The following is a 16,208-nucleotide window of genomic DNA, read 5'->3' as shown; positions in this document are numbered from 1 at the left end:
CGCGTGCACGCCGAAGCGCAATTGCTGCAAGTGCAGAAAATGGATGCACTGGGCAAGCTCACCGGCGGTATCGCTCACGACTTCAACAATCTGCTGACCGGGATCATCACCAGTCTGGAACTGATCCAGAAACGCGTAGCCGATGAGCGTCTGGACAAAGTGCAGTTCTATACCGAAGCGGCGCTGAACTCAGCGATGAGCGCGGCCTCGCTGACCCATCGTCTGCTGGCATTTGCCCGTCAGCAGCCACTGGATACACGGCCGGTGGACATCAACGAGCATGTCCGCTCGCTGGAAGAATTGCTGGTGCGCACCATCGGTGAGCGCATCACCCTCAAGCTGGAATTGACCAACAAACCGGCGATTGCGTTGGTCGACCCGGTGCAGCTGGAAAGCGCGGTGCTCAACCTGGTGATCAACGCCCGCGATGCCCTGCCCTCCGGCGGCAATATCTGGGTCAATACTTACGCCGCTTATTCCCACGGCGATCCGAATCTGGCCGATGGCGCGTACGTGGCATTGTCGGTACGCGACGACGGCACCGGCATCGAACACAACGTGATCGACAAGGTGTTCGAGCCGTTCTTCACTACCAAGCCGCTGGGCCAGGGCACCGGGCTTGGTCTGTCGACGATTTACGGCTTCGCCCGCCAGTCCGGCGGTGACGCGCACATTCGCAGCGTCGCCCGGCGTGGCACCGAAGTGACGATCATGCTGCCCGGCACCAACGACCCGACCGGCGCCGACGCGCCGGTGCCGGTGCCTGATGCCAAAGGCAGTGGCGAGCATGTGCTGATCGTCGAGGACATGGCCACGGTGCGCTTGTTCGTTACCGAAGTGCTGGAAGATGCCGGCTATCGCTGCACGCAAGCGGCGGATATCGAATCGGCGCTGGAGCGCTTGCAGAACGACCCGTCGATCGATCTGCTGCTGACCGACGTCGGCTTGCCGCGCATGAGCGGCCGTGAACTGGCGGATGTTGCCCGTGGCTGGCACGAAGGGCTGCCGATCCTGTTCATGACCGGCTACGCCGAAACCGCGCTCAACCGTCAGGTCTTCCTTGGCACCGGCATGGACATGCTGGTCAAACCGTTCCAGATCAGCGAACTGCTCGACAAGGTCCGCCGCACGCTGGATGGCGCCTGAACTGACACACATCCCCATGTAGGAGCGAGCCTGCTCGCGAAGGCGTCCGTCCAGTCAGCTCATCTGCGGCTGACATTCCGCTTTCGCGAGCAGGCTCGCTCCCACAGGGGTTCTGCTGCGTTACCACTTTATTGGGTACAGCCTGCAAAACTGTGGGAGCGAGCCTGCTCGCGAAGGCGTTCGGCAGGTCGCTGCCATCATCGGCTTAACGCCCGAGCCAGAAACGGCGCAGTCTTGCTTTTCTTGCTCGCGGCGACTTTCTGCGGTGTGCCGGCGGCGACGATCCTGCCGCCCTGATCGCCGGCCCCGGGGCCGATGTCGATCACCCAGTCGCTCTGCGCGACGACACGCATCTCGTGTTCGACCACAATCACCGTGTGCCCCGCCGTCACCAGCGTATCGAGCTGTTCCAGCAAGCGATCGACATCCCTCGGGTGCAATCCCGTGGTCGGCTCATCCAGCACATACAAGGTCGCGCCACGCTGGTTGCGCTGCAATTCGGTTGCCAGTTTGATCCGCTGCGCCTCACCGCCGGAGAGCTCCGTGGCCGGTTGCCCCAGACGCAGATAACCCAGACCAATATCGCGCAGCACTTCCAGCGAACGACGAATCCCTGGCTGCTCGGCAAACACGGACACCGCCTCATCGACAGTCAGTTGCAGCACCTGAGCGATGCTCAAGCCCTGCCAGAGAATCGCCAGCGTCTGCGGGTTATACCGTGCGCCATGACAGGTCGGGCATGGCGCATACACACTGGGCATGAACAGCAATTCCACACTGACGAACCCCTCACCCTCGCAAGTAGCGCAACGGCCCTTGGCGACGTTGAAGGAAAACTGCCCGGCTTCATAGCCCGCCGCTTGTGCCTCGGGAGTCGCGGCGAACAGCTTGCGCACGTTGTCGAACAGCCCGGTGTAGGTCGCCAGATTGGAGCGCGGCGTGCGTCCGATGGGTTTCTGATCAACCTGCACCAGGCGTTTGATCGACTCCAGGCCGGCGCTGATCTGCCCGGTGCTGGGCGGCGGCGTATCATCTTCCAGGCTCGGTTCTTCCGCCTCGGCCTCGGCCACAGGACGGCCCAACTGCGCGCCGACCAGTTCCAGCAAGGCCTGGCTGACCAGACTGGATTTGCCAGAGCCGGATACACCGGTCACCGAGGTGAAACAGCCCAAGGGAAATTCGGCGCTGAGATTATTCAGGTTATTGCGCGTCACGCCGTCGAGCTTCAGCCAGCCGCTCGGCTTGCGTGCGGCGCGCTCAGGGCGCTGGTTTTCCGCGAACAGATAGGCGCGGGTCTGCGAATCTGCAATATCAGCAAGTCCCGCAGGCGGACCGCTGTACAACACTCGCCCGCCCTTCTCGCCTGCCGCCGGACCGACGTCGATCAGCCAGTCGGCACGGCGCATGGTTTCGACATCGTGTTCGACCACAAACAGCGTGTTGCCGTCGGCCTTCAAGCGCTGCAACGCCTCGAACAACGCCTCGCCATCCGCCGGATGCAGACCGGCAGACGGTTCGTCCAGGACATAAATCACCGCGAACAGCTGCGAACCCAATTGCGTGGCCAGGCGCAAACGCTGCAACTCGCCCGACGACAGCGTCGGCGTACTGCGTTCCAGCGCCAGATACCCCAGCCCGAGATCGGTCAGGGTGCTGACCCGCTCCAGCAAATCCTCAGCAATGCGTTGCGCCGCCAAGCGTTTTTCCAGCGATAGGTTCGGCGTGTGGCGCACGTCCGGTGCGCTGGCATGCCCGCTGGCGCCATGGGCGACCCGCTGCTGGCGCGCCTCGCGGGTTTGCGCATGGCTGAGGGTGTCGCCGCTCTCCTCGGCCTGTTCCAGATAATTCGCCGCTGCCACCGGTCTCAGCACTTCGGCCACTTGCAGCAACGGCATCTGCGACAGCTCACCAATGTCGTAGCCGGCAAAAGTCACCGAAAGAGCCTCGCGCTTGAGCCGCTTGCCCTCGCACAATGGGCAAGGGCTGCCGCGCATGAACTGCGAAACACGCTTCTTCATCAGCGCACTTTGCGAGTGAGTGAAGGTGTGCAGGATGTAGCGCCGGGCGCCGGTGAAGGTGCCCTGATAACTCGGTTCCATTTTTGCGTTTGAGCGCGACGCGGGTTTCTTCCGGGGTCAGCCCGGCGTACACCGGCACCGTCGGCGTCTCTTCAGTGAAGAGAATCCAGTCGCGCTGTTTTTTCGGCAGTTTTTTCCACGGAATGTCGACATCGATGCCCATGGTCACCAGGATGTCGCGCAGGTTCTGCCCTTGCCAGGCCAAGGGCCAGGACGCCACTGCACGCTGGCGGATGGTCAGGTTCGGGTCCGGCACCATCAGCGCTTCGGTCACTTCATAGACGCGACCAAGTCCATGACACTCCGGACAGGCGCCCTGCGGCGTGTTCGGTGAAAAGTCTTCGGCATACAACATCGGCTGCCCCGGCGGATAACTGCCGGCGCGGGAATAGAGCATGCGGATCAGGCTCGACAACGTCGTCACGCTGCCCACCGACGAACGCGCGCTCGGCGTGCCGCGCTGCTGTTGCAAAGCGACGGCGGGCGGCAGTCCTTCGATGGAATCGACATCCGGCACGCCGACCTGATCGATCAGCCGCCGCGCGTACGGCGCCACCGATTCGAAATACCGCCGCTGGGCCTCGGCATACAGAGTGGAAAACGCCAGCGACGACTTGCCCGAACCGGAGACACCGGTGAACACCACCAGCGCATCACGCGGAATATCGACATCAACGTTCTTCAGGTTATGTTCGCGGGCGCCGCGCACGCGAACCATGCCGGCGGGTGCTTTGGAATTGCGCTTGGAAGTCATCGGCCTGCCTTGATTGAAAAACTGGGCAGCGCTCGGCATCAGGTGCCGAGCACCTCGCAAATCATCTGCAGTAAAGCTTGCGGGCTGTAGGGTTTGCCGAGCAGATGGGTATCGGGGCTGAGCTGGTGGTCGCGGGAAATGATGTCGCGGGTATGCCCGGAAGTGAACAGCACCGGCACTGGCGGCGTCTGCACCTTGGCCCAGGCAGCAAGATCGGAACTCTTGATCAGGCCGGGCATGACCACGTCGGTGAAGATCAGATCGATCTCGATGCCTTCCAGCAACATCTGCATGGCCACGTCGCCATTGCACGCGGTCATCACCCGATAGCCTTCCTCGCGCAGCAACTCGACCGCCGAAGCGCGCACCGCGTCATTGTCTTCCACCACCAGAATGGTTTCGTGGCCGCCGCTCTTGCGTTCGCCGACACTGGCGGTCTCTTCGCGAACCGGACGCAGACTGCGCGGGAAATACAACTGCACCCGCGTGCCTTCGCCGAGCTTGCTGTCGATCTCGACGTGGCCGCCACTCTGTTTGACGAAGCCGAACACCATGCTCAAACCGAGCCCGGTGCCCTGGCCGTCGGCCTTGGTGGTGAAGAACGGTTCGAAGACCTGTTCCAGCATTTGTGGGGCAATACCCACGCCGGTGTCGGTGACCGCCACGCGAACATACTCACCGGCCGCTATGCCCTTGCCGGCGCAGTATTCGCTGTCCAGGCAGACATTGGCGGCACTGAGGCCGATGACGCCCTCGCCCTTCATCGCGTCGCGGGCGTTGATCGCCAGATTGAGAATCGCGTTTTCCAGTTGATTGCGGTCGACGTTGATATGCCACGGCTGCGGCGGTAGTTGCACGTCGATCTGAATGGTTTCGCCCAAGGCGCGTTGCAGCAACTCGCCGACGCCTTCGAAAATCTGTTCGGGGTTGCACACGGCGGGTGAAAGCGGTTGCCGGCGGGCAAACGCGAGCAATTGTGAAGACAGTTTGGCCCCGCGCTCGACCGCCGCCAGCGAAGCCCCGACCCGGCGCTGCACGTTGGCATTGTTGGGCTCATGCCGAGCGAGCAGATGCAGGTTGCCGGCGATCACTTGCAGCAGATTGTTGAAGTCATGGGCAACGCCACCGGTAAGGCCGCCGATGGCTTCGAGTTTCTGTGACTGGCGAAGTTGTTCCTCAGCCGCCAGCCGCGCATTCACCTCGGCGGCCACACGCTGTTCGAGGTTGCGGGTGAATTTGAGCAGCGACTCTTCAGCATTCTTGCGCTCATGAATATCGATCAGCACGCCGGGGAAGCGAAACGGCCTTCCGTCTTCATCGAACTCGCAGGCACCACTGGCCAGCACCCACAGATATTGGCCATCGCCGCGCTGTACACGGTACTCGGCGTTGTAGGGCTCGCCAGTGCGCACACAATGGGCGACCCGCTCCTGGACCCATGGGTGGTCGTCGGGATGAATGCGCGATTCGGCGATCTCTTGTTGCAGATCGCTCAAGTCCTGATCCGGCGGATAGGAAAAGGTGCGGGCGAAACGTTCGTCAGCGGAGAAGCGATTGTTCTTGATGTCCCAGACAAACGAGCCCAGCAGTGCGCCGGCATTCAGCGCCAGACGCACGCGCTCGTTGTCGGCGCGATAGGCATCTTCGGCCGCCTGGCGCAGGCGCTCGGAATGCACCAGCTCGGTGGTTTCGACCACCATCGCCATGACGCCGCCGGGCACGCCTTCGTCGTTGGCCACCGGGCTGTAATACAAATCCATCCAGACGTCTTCGGGCACGCCATCGCGCAGCAATACCAGCTCTTTGTTGCGATAGGACAAGGTGCCACCGGCCAGGCAGGTGTCAACGACGTGGCGGTTGAACTCGGCGACTTCAGGCCAGCCCAGCTCAACCGGGACGCCAAGCAGATAGGGGTGGCGGCCGCCGGCGAATTCGGAATAAGCGTCGTTGTAGATCATGTAGCCGGCGTGCCCCCACAGCATCACCATGGGCAACGGCGAAGCCAGCATCAGTTGCACGGTGTTGCACAGGCTGGCCGGCCATTCGGCGAGCGCGCCAAGTTCCGTGTGGCTCCAGTCGAACGCACGGATGCGCTCGGCCATTTCGCCTTTCCAGCCTTCACAGCCGTGGCTTTCGGATAAAAACTGCATCGCCTGACTCAGTGTCCTTTTTTGCGGTTTTCCGATCTATCGCAACGCTACAACGACGCGACGCCCGTGTGTTTCGAGGCTGTGAAAACGCATTGGTTTCATCGCAGGTATAGCTGATTTGCGACGCAGAGCCATTCAGACGCCGATCAAGTGCTTGAGTGGGTGATAGCCGGTTTTCATTTTCGCCGCGACGTCGAGGATCGCTTTCTCGATTCCGTTGAGGTGCGTGCAGGTCAGTTCGATTGCGGCGCTCTGATTGCCGGCTTCGATGTACTCAAGCAAACGCAGGTGTTCATCGTCGCGGCAGGCTTGATGACTGTCGTCATCGAGCGCGGCGGCATATAGCGAGGCCCGCGAGATCAGCTTCTGGAACCAGTCGAGCAGTACCGGATTGTTCAGGCTGCGCGCCAGTTTGAGGTGGAACTCGCCGAGCAGATGGATCAGTCGTTCATGGTCGCCGGCAGCATGCGCGGCATCTTCCAGTAACAAGTGCTCGCGCAGATCCTGCATGGCAACGCTGTCTTTGCGCCGGCACAGTTCGGTGACGATGCCGATCTCGATCAGCCGCCGGGTTTCGAACAACGAACGCAGCTCTGCGTCACTGGGCAGCGACACCGATGCGCCTTTGTTGGGCTCGGTGGTGACCAGACCATCGGCTTCCAACTGCTTGAGCGCAGCACGCACCGAGGTGCGACTGACATTGAACAGCTCGGCCAGCGAGGCCTCACCCAGCTTCATGCCCGGGCGCAACGAACGCTTGCTGATCGCCGCATAAACCCCTTGGTAGACGCGATCGACCGTGGTTTCCAGCTTCTTTTCGCTCATTCGAACACTCCTTTGGCGTCGGGCAATTCATCCTGGCAGTGGCTGGCCATGGAGTTGATCGTGTTCCCGTACCAGTGTGAAGCGCAGAATATCTGCCTTCGGCCCAAAGGTGCAGCCTTTTGATTTATCTCGATTTTGAATAGACAGCCAAAAAGGGAGCGAGCTTGCTCGCGAAGGCGGCGGTACATTCAACATCGTCATCGCCTGACACTGCGCTTTCGCGAGCAGGCTCGCTCCCACACTGATACGGGGCAGATCGACTATCTTCATCGCAACCAAAATCCCTGTGGGAGCGAGGCTGCTCGCGAAGGCGGCGGCACAGTCAATATCGTCATCGCCTGAGACTGCGCTTTCGCAAGCAGGCTCGCTGCCACAAAGGTCAGTGGAAATCGCGGCTCTGCACGTGAATGCCATTGAGCAGCGGGCTCAGGTCGCTCATGCGCCCGGCGATCAGGTGGCGCACATCGCCTTCGCGTTCCCAGCGGCCGTCGACCTTGAGCAATTGCGACCCCACCAGCACTTGGCGCTGACGCTCGGCCAGGTCACGCCAGACCACCACGTTGACGTTGCCGAACTCGTCTTCCAGGGTCACGAACGTCACGCCGCTGGCCGTACCGGGTCGCTGTCGGCCCGTGACCAGACCGGCCACGCTGACCGGCCGGCCATGTTCGATATCCATCAACTCGCGCGAGCTGCGGCAGCGCCTGGCCTGCAACTCGCCACGCAACAACGCCAACGGGTGCGGCCCCAGCGTCGTCCCCACCGTGGCGTAATCAGCATGCAGGTCTTCGCCAACGCTGGGTTTGGGCAAGACGATTTTTACTTCTTCCTCGTTGGGCAGACCGGCGAACAGGCCGAGTTGTTTCTGCACTCCAGCCACTTCCCAACGCGCACGATGGCGATGCCCGGCCAAGCCACGCAAAGCGCCGGAGTCTGCCAGCAAGGCCTGCGCACGGCTGTCGAGGGCGGCGCGCTCGCCCAAATCGGCAACATCGGCAAACGCCCCGTGGCGGCGCGCGGCTTCGATGCGCCGGGCATCTTCTTCGCGAAACCCCTTGATCATGCGCAGGCCCATGCGAATAGCCGGTTGCCCGGCACTCAGCGGCTCGAGGCTGCAATCCCAGTCACTGGCGCGCACGTCCACCGGACGGATCTGCAATTGGTGCCGCCGTGCGTCCTGCAGAATCTGGTCCGGGCTGTAAAAGCCCATCGGCCAACTGTTGATCAATGCGCAGGCAAACGCCGCCGGCTCGTGGCATTTCAGCCAGCAACTGGCGTAGGTCAGCAAGGCGAAACTGGCGGCGTGGGATTCGGGGAAGCCGTAACTGCCGAAGCCCTTGATCTGCTCGAAGATCTGCGCAGCGAATTCCGGTGTGTAGCCGTTCTTTTTCATGCCGGCGGCGAGGCGTTCCTTGTGCGGCTCCAGTCCGCCATGGCGTTTCCAAGCTGCCATCGAGCGGCGCAACTGATCGGCCTCGCCGGGGCTGTAGTCGGCAGCGACGATGGCGATCTGCATGACCTGTTCCTGGAACAACGGCACGCCCAGGGTTCTTTTGAGTACGACTTCGAGCGCCGGCGATGGATAGGTTTCCGCCTCTTCGTTATTACGTCGGCGCAGATACGGATGAACCATGCCGCCCTGAATCGGCCCGGGCCGGACGATCGCCACTTCAATCACCAGATCGTAGAAGGTCTTAGGCTTCAGGCGCGGCAGCATCGACATCTGCGCCCGCGACTCGATCTGGAACACGCCGACGGTATCGGCGCGACTGATCATTTCGTAGGTCGGTTTGTCTTCGGCGGGGATCGTCGCGAGCGTCAGGTTCAGATCACGATGCCGGCGCAGCAGGTCGAAGCAGCGGCGAATCGCACTGAGCATGCCCAAGGCGAGGATATCCACCTTGAGCAGGCCGACCGCATCGAGGTCGTCCTTGTCCCACTGAATGATGGTGCGGTCGGCCATCGCCGCGTTTTCGACCGGCACCAAGGTGTCCAGCGGCTGCTCGGAGATCACAAAACCGCCGGGATGCTGCGACAGATGCCGGGGGAAGCCGATCAGTTGCCCGGTCAGGCTCAGTACCCGACGCAGCACCGGACTATCCGGGTCGAAGCCGCCTTCACGCAAGCGTTCCAGCGGCGGCGTTTCATCGCTCCAGCGCCCGCAACAATCGGCCAGCGCGTTGATCTGATCCGGCGGCAGGCCGAGGGCCTTGGCCACATCGCGCACGGCACCGGTGGCGTGATAGGTGCTGACCACCGCCGTCAGCGCCGCACGCCGCCGGCCATAACGGTTGAACACGTATTGCAGGACTTCTTCGCGGCGCTCGTGCTCGAAATCGACATCGATGTCCGGCGGCTCGTTGCGCTCTTTGGACATGAAACGTTCGAACAATAGCGTGGTGCGCTCCGGGTCGATTTCGGTAATACCCAAGGCATAACACACCGCCGAGTTGGCTGCCGAACCACGGCCCTGACAGAGGATTTTCTGTGTGCGGGCAAAGCGCACCACGTCGTGCACGGTGAGGAAATAGCTTTCGTAGCCGAGCTCGGCGATCAATTGCAACTCGTCATCGATCTGCTTGAGCACCTTGGCCTGAGGCCCTTTCGGCCAGCGCCAGGCAATGCCCTCCTCGGTCAGATGGCGCAACCAGGAACTGGCACTGTGGCCCTCGGGCACCAGCTCTTTCGGGTACTGATAGCGCAGCTCGCTCAGATCGAAAGTGCAGCGTCTGGCCAGTTTTAGCGACGCTTCGAGCAAGTCCGGCGGATACAGGGCGCGCAGCTCATCGAGGCAACGCAAATGCCGCTCGCCATTGGGGTGCAGGCGCAGACCCGCTTCGGCCACGGGGACGTGATGACGGATCGCGGTCATGGTGTCCTGCAAGGCACGGCGCCCCCGGGCGTGCATGTGCACATCGCCGCTGGCTACGGCTGGAATCTGCAACTCAGCCGCCAGAGCCAACAATGCCGATAGTCGCTGCTGATCGTTCTGCCCGCGATGCAGTTGCACCGTGAGCCAGAGGCGGTCGCCGAAGATTTGTTTCAGCCAGCGCCCTTCTTCCCGGTCATCCACTGAATCCGGCACCCACAACACCAGCAAACCCGGCAGCGCTTCGGCGAAGTCTTCGCGCAGCACCTGATACTGGCCTTTCTGCGTACGCCGCCGAGCCTGGGTGATCAAGCCGCACAAGGCCTGATAACCGGCAAGGTTTTCCACCAGCAGCACCAGTTTCGGGCCGTTGTCGATGCGGATCTCGCTGCCGATGATCAACGGCAACTCAACGGACTTCGCCGCTTGCCACGCACGAACGATGCCGGCCAGGGTGCATTCGTCGGTGATCGCCAGCGCTTGATAGCCGTGCTTTTTCGCCCGCTGAAACAGTTCCAGCGCGCTCGAGGCTCCGCGCTGGAAACTGAAGTTCGACAGGCAATGCAGTTCGGCGTAATCGGCACTCATGCGAACCAGCCTTGCAGCCACAGCGGACCGCCCTCACCCACCGCCCGCCAGGCCCAGCCCTGCTGACCGGCGCGGTTCTGGATCAGGTAGTAATCACGCCGCACGTCGCCACCGTCCCACCAACCGGATTCGATGCGCTCTGGCCCCATGAGAATCCGCGCCGAACCTTCCGGCACACTTTGCGGTTCGTTGAGCAGCCAGCCCGGACGCTGCACGCTGGGCAACCCTGTGCAAAGGTGTTTATCGGCAGCGTTCTGCCACGCGCACTCAGGGCGATGATCGGCCTGAAAGCGCAGCCCCTGCACCGCGTCATCACCCAGCCGTGCGCGCAGACGTTCGCGCAATTGCTCCCAGGGCAAGGTCTGCTGCGGGCGGTCGTCGAACAGCTCCTGATACTGCGGAACGAAACTCGGCAGGTCTTCGGCGCGCAAGCGAAAACCACGCACCGGTGCTTCGACCTGGACTTGCTCCAGCCGGCCACGGGCCAGTTCGAAGAGCATCGCCGCGTCACGCTCGGCGCTGAGCAGGCCGACCTTGATCACTGTGTCCGGCAGCCCGGCGTGTTCCAGAAGCAAATCGAAGCGCTGCACACCGCTGTCGCGCCCGCAGAGGAACGCCGACAAATCGCCGGTCAAGCGCCGTAACGGGAACAGCAAGGCTTGATGGGATTGCACGTCGAAATTCAGTTCGATGCGGATATCGAAACGGTCGGGCGGCAGATAGAACGCCAGCGCCAGAGGGCGTGCGCCGAACAGCGTATCCAGGTGCTTGAGCATCTGCGCTTCGAAACGCCGGGCCAGTGCCTGGCGTGGCAGGCATTGCACCTGACTGAGATTGCGCAGGCCCATGCGCGACAACGCCGTGGCGACATTCGGCTCCAGCCCCACACGATCAACAGGCAATTGCCCGAGATGATGCTGCAAAGCCTCACCGTCCGGCACCACCAAGCCATCGTAGGCATTGGCCAGCACTCGCGCAGCCACCGGGTTCGGCGCGGCGACGATGCGATGACGAAAGCCCAGATCTTTCAACTCCTGGCGCAGGCGAGCTTCAAATTGCGGCCAGGTACCGAACAGGCCCAGGCTCGATTCGATCTCGAACACCACGGTACGCGGGTAATGCACGCTGACCTGCGCGCTGAAGCGATAGGCCCACGCGGCGAGAAACTGCTGCCAGTGCTCGACCTCGGCCACCTCGTAATCGGCGGTGGCAAAGCCTTTGCTCATGGCTTGCGCGGCGGTCATCGACATGCCAGGACGCAGGCCCAGTTTGCGTGCCGCCGGATTAACCGCTTGCAGCACCCGCCGCTGGGCCGGACCGCTGAGCAGGACCAGCGGCTCTTCAGGGTCGGGCCGCTGACGCAGTACGGCGTCAAGGGCCAATTGCGGAAACAGGATACATACCCAGCGCATGACAATCAGTGCCCCACGGCAAAGGCAATCGGAGTCGCACGCGCCAGGCCGCCACGGCATTTGAGTACGCGTAGCTGCGCCGGTTTGGCATCGATGGCAATCCGTAACGCTGCCGGTGACGGGTTGACCGCTTCGCTCAACGGGCGCCAGGCAAAGGCCAGGGTCTGGCCGGTTTCCGCCGCTACCTGCAAACGCCGCAAGGCTCGGTCATCGGCCTTGTTCGGCCAGCACAGCACCGCGCCGCAACTGCCCGAGCGCAAACACTGCTCCGCCGCCCACAAGGCATCGCGTTCGCTGGCTTGAATCACCGACAACTGGCGCAGATCGACTCCGGCATTGGCCCAAGCCTGCGGGTACGGCACGAACGGCGGCGCCACCAGCACGATGCGTTCACCGGCCGCGGACAATCGCGCCAGGGTTGGCCAGACCAGCTGCAGCTCGCCGACACCGGGGCCGGCCAAGAGAACTTCACTCAGCGCCGCTTCCGGCCAGCCGCCGCTGGGCAGAGCTGCGTCCAGTCCCGCATGCCCGGTCGGCTGCGGACTTGCCGCCGGTGGCGCAGGCCGGCCGCGCCAGACCTGGCCGCCATTGAACAGCGTATCCAACGCAACGACGGCGCCCATCAGCCTTGCCTCACCAGACCACAGAACACGCCTTCGATGGCCAGATCCTGATCGTTACGCACGACAATCGGCTTGTACGCCGGGTTACGCGGCAGCAGGCGCACTTCATCCCCGACCCGTTCGAAGCGTTTGATGGTGACTTCACCGTCCAGACGCGCAACGACGATCTGGCCGTTCAGCGCCTCGGGATTGCGCCGTACACCGACCAGATCGCCATCGAGAATGCCGTCTTCGATCATCGAGTCGCCCTGCACCCGCAGCATGTAATCCGGGGTGCGGGAGAACAGCGCCGGGTCGAGCAGCAAACGGTTATGGATATCGGCATCGGCGCCAATCGGCGCACCGGCAGCCACGCGACCAAGTACGGGGATCTCCAGCAATTCCGGACGCGGTGGCTGACCTAGCAGGCGAATGCCCCGGGCCTGATGCGGATTGACCTCGATGAAACCGGCTTCGGTGAGCGCCAGCACATGCTTGCGCGCCACGCTGCGCGAGGCAAAACCAAAAGCCTCGCTGATTTCAGCGAGGCTTGGGGGCTGACCGTGCTCGGCGATGCGATCGCGGATAAAGGTCAGAATGGCAGTACGGCGGGGAGTCAGGTTTGTCATGGAGTACATTTGTACTCCTGTGGGAAATGCCTGACAAGAACCGCCAGTCGGCGCATGCCGACGCAGGGAGCTGCCGAAGGCTGCGATCTGATCGTTCCCACGCTCCGCGTGGGAATGCCTCAAGGGACGCTCCGCGTCCAGTGACGCGGAGCGTCACGGGCTGCATTCCCACGCGGAGCGTGGGAACGATCATCGGATAAGGTCAGGAACCCAGTTGCGCCAGGTACGCCCACGGGTAAATCCCGCGTTGATGGCCATCGCTGAACACCAGTTGCACGCCATAACCCTGTGGATTGACCTCGATCAGGCGCACGCGCTCATCAACTAGCGGCGTCACGCCGCGCAGGCGAAATGCGCGGCATTGCGAGCACGGGCATTGCCGGCGCAGATCGGCATGCTTGAGCAGCGATTCGCGCCCGTCCGGCCAGCTCAGGCGCAACGTGCGCGCACTCTGCGAGTTGGCCACCGCCAGCGGATTCATTGCAATTGACTCAGAGCGATGCGCACGGCTTTGCGCACTTCCGGGTCGCCGTCGTCCTGCGCTGCCTGCAACGCGGCCACGGCGCCGCGATCGTTCAATTCACCGAGGGCCAGCGCGGCCTCCTTGCGCAGATTGCTGATGCGGTGGCCGAGGGTGTCGATCAGCGCGTCCAGCGCCGGGACGAAGCGCAAGCGACCGAGGCTTCGGGTGGCGCGCAGGCGCACTTGCCAGTAATCATCGCTCAGCGCTTCGACCAAGGCCGGGCCGGCGTCGCTGTGGCCAACCTTGCCCAGCGTGGTCGCGGCTTCTTCGCGCACTTGCCAGGCTTGATCTTGCAAGGCCTGGCGCAACGCCGGCAATACTTCGGCGCCACTGGCCAGACCGAGCGCGCCGGTCGCGGCGCGGCGCACTTCGGTGTCCGGGTCGTCGCTGGCCAGGCGCGCCAGGGCTGGCAGCGCGTCGAGCTGCCTGAGCCAGCCGAGCACGCCTACCGCTTCGCGCCGAACATGAGCATCGGCATCCTCCAACGCGGCGACGGCAGCCGACGCGGCCTCGGCGAAGCGCAATTCGCGTAACGCCCGAAAGGCGGCGATGCGCACACTGACATCGGCATGTGCGGTCCACGGCAGAATGACCCGCCCCGCCGCCGCAGTCTTGAGCAGGCTCAGGCTTTGCGCCGCCGCCGATTGCACGGCGGGCGCCGGATCCGTCAGCGCTTCGCACAAGGCTTGCACGACCGCTTCATCCTCCCACGCTTCGAGCAATCGCGCAGCTTCAGCACGAACATCCTCGGCAGGATCCTGACGAAGTCGATCAACCAGCCAGAGCAAGCCATCCGGTTCTTCGAGATCGGCCAGATCAATCAAGGCAATGCGCCGCACGCCAGCGTCTTCAGCCGTCAGGCGCGGTTGCAGGGCGAGGATGTCTTCGTTGTCGGTCACAGCAAAAATAGAGGTCATAGGGCAAATCGCGGCAAAGGGTTTTCAGGAGGCAGGCCGAGCGGATTGAGGCGCGGCAGCGGTCGGTCGTTGTCGTGGCGAAGCAGGTCGAGGCAGTGGCGCTTGAGGCGAGCGAATTCCGGGCTGGTCACCAGTTCACTGGTACGCGGGCGTGGAAAGTCCAGACGCAGGTCTTCGATGATTCGCCCTGGTCGCGCGCTCATTACCAGCAAGCGATCGGCTAGAAACAGCGCCTCGTCGATGTCATGGGTGACGAAAACCACGGTGGTGCGGATGCGCGTCCAGATGTCCAGCAGCAGTTCCTGCATGTTCAAGCGGGTCAGCGCATCCAGCGCGCCGAACGGCTCGTCCATCAGCAACAGGCGCGGGCGATTGACCAGCACCCGGGCAATCTCCACCCGCTGCTGCATGCCACCGGAAAGCTGATCAGGCCAGCGCTCGGCAAAGCCTTCGAGGCCGACCAGTTTGAGGATTTCATCAGCCGCGCGATGCCGCTCAGCCTTGCCGACGCCGCGCATCTTCAGGCCGAAGGCGACGTTGTCGCGCACCGTACGCCACGGGAACAGCGTGTGGTGCTGAAACACCATGCCGCGCTGCGGCGACGGGCCGGTCACCGCGCTGCCGTCGACTTTCAAGCTGCCGGTACTGGCACTCAAGTGTCCGGCCAGGGCGCCGAGCAAGGTCGACTTGCCGCAACCGGACGGGCCGAGAATGCACACGAACTGCCCGGGTTCGATCTGGCAATCGAGGCCCTGCACCGCTTCGAAAGCCTCGCGGCCCTGGCCGAGGACGATGGACAACTGGCGAATGTCGATCCGCCCTTCCGGGGTTTGCATCACGCTCATCAGGCTTTGCCTCGCGGTCGATGCCAAGGCGTGAACAAGCCGCCCAGGCGTTTGATCAGCCAACTGCTGCCCATGCCCAACACGCCGATCAGGAGCATGCCGACGACAATGTCGGCGTAGTTCTGAATGGTGTAGGACTCCCAGGTGTAGTAACCGATACCGAACTGCCCGGAGATCATTTCCGCCGTCACCAGGCAGAACCACGACGTGCCCATGCCGATCGCCAGGCCGGTAATGATGCTCGGCGCAGCGCCTGGCAGAATCACCTCCAGCAGAATCGCCCGACGCCCTGCTCCGAGGCTTTTTGCCGAGGCGATCAGGCGTGGATCGACGCCTTCGACGCCGTGCACGGTGTTGAGCAGAATCGGGAACAGCGCGCCGGTGAAGGTGATAAAGACCATCGACAATTCCGAGGATGGAAACATCAGGATCGCCAGCGGAATCCACGCCACGGCGGGGATCGGGCGCAGGACTTCCAGTGGTGGCAGCAGAATGTCTTCGGCCCATTTCGACCGGCCGATGGCCAGGCCCAGGACGATGCCGATGATCAACGCCGCCACGTAACCGGCGAAGACCCGGCCGAGGCTGCTGCTCAAGTGCTGCCAGAGTTTGCCCGAGTCGCCCAGGCCCAGCGCGGCTTCGATCACCGCCAGTGGCGTCGGCACGTTGGCAAAGGTGACCAGGCCGAGGTTCCAGTGGTGGCTGGCGGCGAGTTGCCAGAAGAGCAGGCAGAGCAGCAGTGAGGCGGCTCTTGATGTCCAGCGCAACGGTGTTTTCATAGTCCGGTTTCCAGTTCGGGTTCTGTGTGATGGCCGAGATTTACCCCCTCACCCCAGCCCTCTCCCCCAGGGGGGCGAGGGGGAAAGGGAG

The 16,208-nt window shown here is 63.1% G+C and carries 11 protein-coding genes and 1 pseudogene; 1 reads left to right on the top strand and 11 read right to left on the bottom strand.

Going from position 1 to position 16,208, the window contains the following annotated elements; all coding sequences use genetic code 11:
• Positions 1–1,146 (top strand): response regulator (locus OQK_RS22850; protein ID WP_038861586.1); only part of this gene is annotated, 1,146 nt, incomplete at its 5' end.
• A 197-nt stretch (positions 1,147–1,343) separates the two neighbouring features.
• On the opposite strand, the pseudogene OQK_RS22845 reads toward OQK_RS22850, so the two are convergent.
• The 11 genes and pseudogenes from OQK_RS22845 to OQK_RS22795 all read right to left on the bottom strand — a co-directional run bounded on the left by OQK_RS22845 (position 1,344) and on the right by OQK_RS22795 (position 16,117).
• Positions 1,344–3,978, bottom strand: a pseudogene (locus OQK_RS22845) (excinuclease ABC subunit A).
• A 38-nt stretch (positions 3,979–4,016) separates the two neighbouring features.
• Entirely contained in the window at positions 4,017–6,128 is a 2,112-nt protein-coding gene (locus OQK_RS22840; protein WP_016774462.1) for a PAS domain-containing hybrid sensor histidine kinase/response regulator, read from the bottom strand.
• Positions 6,129–6,263: 135 nt separating this feature from the next.
• Positions 6,264–6,953, bottom strand: coding sequence for a GntR family transcriptional regulator (locus OQK_RS22835; protein WP_016774461.1), 690 nt, complete (start codon positions 6,951–6,953; stop codon positions 6,264–6,266).
• Positions 6,954–7,332: 379 nt separating this feature from the next.
• Entirely contained in the window at positions 7,333–10,410 is a 3,078-nt protein-coding gene (locus OQK_RS22830) for an error-prone DNA polymerase (RefSeq protein ID WP_016774460.1), read from the bottom strand.
• Positions 10,407–11,822 carry a Y-family DNA polymerase gene (locus OQK_RS22825; RefSeq protein WP_016774459.1) on the bottom strand — a complete coding sequence of 472 codons (1,416 nt, stop codon included), beginning with the start codon at positions 11,820–11,822 and terminating at the stop codon, positions 10,407–10,409. Before OQK_RS22825 ends, OQK_RS22830 begins: the two co-directional genes overlap by 4 nt.
• Positions 11,823–11,827: 5 nt before the next feature.
• Positions 11,828–12,445, bottom strand: coding sequence for a translesion DNA synthesis-associated protein ImuA (imuA, locus tag OQK_RS22820; RefSeq protein ID WP_016774458.1), 618 nt, complete (start codon positions 12,443–12,445; stop codon positions 11,828–11,830).
• Positions 12,445–13,062 carry a transcriptional repressor LexA gene (gene lexA, locus OQK_RS22815; RefSeq protein WP_016774457.1) on the bottom strand — a complete coding sequence of 206 codons (618 nt, stop codon included), beginning with the start codon at positions 13,060–13,062 and terminating at the stop codon, positions 12,445–12,447. Before lexA ends, imuA begins: the two co-directional genes overlap by 1 nt.
• A 193-nt stretch (positions 13,063–13,255) precedes the next feature.
• Positions 13,256–13,534 carry a DUF971 domain-containing protein gene (locus tag OQK_RS22810; protein WP_016774456.1) on the bottom strand — a complete coding sequence of 93 codons (279 nt, stop codon included), beginning with the start codon at positions 13,532–13,534 and terminating at the stop codon, positions 13,256–13,258.
• Entirely contained in the window at positions 13,531–14,493 is a 963-nt protein-coding gene (locus tag OQK_RS22805; RefSeq protein ID WP_016774455.1) for a HEAT repeat domain-containing protein, read from the bottom strand. The genes OQK_RS22810 and OQK_RS22805 overlap by 4 nt, the downstream gene beginning before the upstream one ends.
• Positions 14,490–15,338 carry an ABC transporter ATP-binding protein gene (locus OQK_RS22800; protein ID WP_016774454.1) on the bottom strand — a complete coding sequence of 283 codons (849 nt, stop codon included), beginning with the start codon at positions 15,336–15,338 and terminating at the stop codon, positions 14,490–14,492. The genes OQK_RS22805 and OQK_RS22800 overlap by 4 nt, the downstream gene beginning before the upstream one ends.
• Positions 15,338–16,117, bottom strand: a complete 780-nt coding sequence (locus OQK_RS22795; RefSeq protein WP_016774453.1) for an ABC transporter permease — start codon at positions 16,115–16,117, stop codon at positions 15,338–15,340. Before OQK_RS22795 ends, OQK_RS22800 begins: the two co-directional genes overlap by 1 nt.
• Positions 16,118–16,208 lie beyond the last annotated feature (91 nt).

This window comes from Pseudomonas sp. R62 (assembly GCF_000257605.1).
GTDB lineage: Bacteria > Pseudomonadota > Gammaproteobacteria > Pseudomonadales > Pseudomonadaceae > Aquipseudomonas > Aquipseudomonas atacamensis.
The sequence above is the reverse complement of the archived record's forward strand: the minus strand, read 5'-3'. Positions and strand labels throughout refer to the sequence as shown.

Coding starts and splice junctions, on each gene's coding strand:
- OQK_RS22840 (WP_016774462.1), bottom strand. CDS start 6,128: ATGCAGTTTTTATCCGAAAGCCACGGCTGTGAAGGCTGGAAAGGCGAA.
- OQK_RS22835 (WP_016774461.1), bottom strand. CDS start 6,953: ATGAGCGAAAAGAAGCTGGAAACCACGGTCGATCGCGTCTACCAAGGG.
- OQK_RS22830 (WP_016774460.1), bottom strand. CDS start 10,410: ATGAGTGCCGATTACGCCGAACTGCATTGCCTGTCGAACTTCAGTTTC.
- OQK_RS22825 (WP_016774459.1), bottom strand. CDS start 11,822: ATGCGCTGGGTATGTATCCTGTTTCCGCAATTGGCCCTTGACGCCGTA.
- imuA (WP_016774458.1), bottom strand. CDS start 12,445: ATGGGCGCCGTCGTTGCGTTGGATACGCTGTTCAATGGCGGCCAGGTC.
- lexA (WP_016774457.1), bottom strand. CDS start 13,062: ATGTACTCCATGACAAACCTGACTCCCCGCCGTACTGCCATTCTGACC.
- OQK_RS22810 (WP_016774456.1), bottom strand. CDS start 13,534: ATGAATCCGCTGGCGGTGGCCAACTCGCAGAGTGCGCGCACGTTGCGC.
- OQK_RS22805 (WP_016774455.1), bottom strand. CDS start 14,493: ATGACCTCTATTTTTGCTGTGACCGACAACGAAGACATCCTCGCCCTG.
- OQK_RS22800 (WP_016774454.1), bottom strand. CDS start 15,338: ATGAGCGTGATGCAAACCCCGGAAGGGCGGATCGACATTCGCCAGTTG.
- OQK_RS22795 (WP_016774453.1), bottom strand. CDS start 16,117: ATGAAAACACCGTTGCGCTGGACATCAAGAGCCGCCTCACTGCTGCTC.